This window comes from Paralimibaculum aggregatum, from assembly GCF_030270585.1.
GTDB lineage: Bacteria > Pseudomonadota > Alphaproteobacteria > Rhodobacterales > Rhodobacteraceae > Thermohalobaculum > Thermohalobaculum aggregatum.
In genome coordinates this window covers 1-301 of sequence record NZ_BSYI01000173.1, presented here as the reverse complement: position 1 = coordinate 301, position 301 = coordinate 1, and the positions used below count along the sequence as shown (strand labels likewise).

Genomic DNA, 301 nt, shown 5'->3' with positions numbered 1-301 from the left:
CCCGGCGCCGAGGAGCCGCGCATCACCCTCTCGGCGCGGGTGCTGGCGGCGGCGCCGGAGCGCCACCTGCTGATCGCCGGGGCGGACAAGCTGGCCGCCCTCGAGCGGGCGCTGGCGCTCGGCGATGCCGCCGCCGCACCGGTGCTGGCGGTGCTGGCCGGCGCCGTCGTGCACCACGCCGACTGACGCCGCCGACGCCGACGCCGCCGGCCCGGATGCCGCCGCAGATGCAGACGCCGACCGACGACGACAACGCAGACCGACGACACAGACACAGACCGACAACGCAGATGCAGATGCA

The 301-nt window shown here is 76.1% G+C and carries 1 protein-coding gene; it reads left to right on the top strand.

Annotation, left to right across the window (positions count from 1 at the left end):
* Window positions 1-186: 6-phosphogluconolactonase (locus tag QSJ97_RS24825; protein ID WP_285675183.1), on the top strand; the 186-nt coding region annotated here is incomplete at its 5' end.
* Window positions 187-301: the final 115 nt, after the last annotated feature.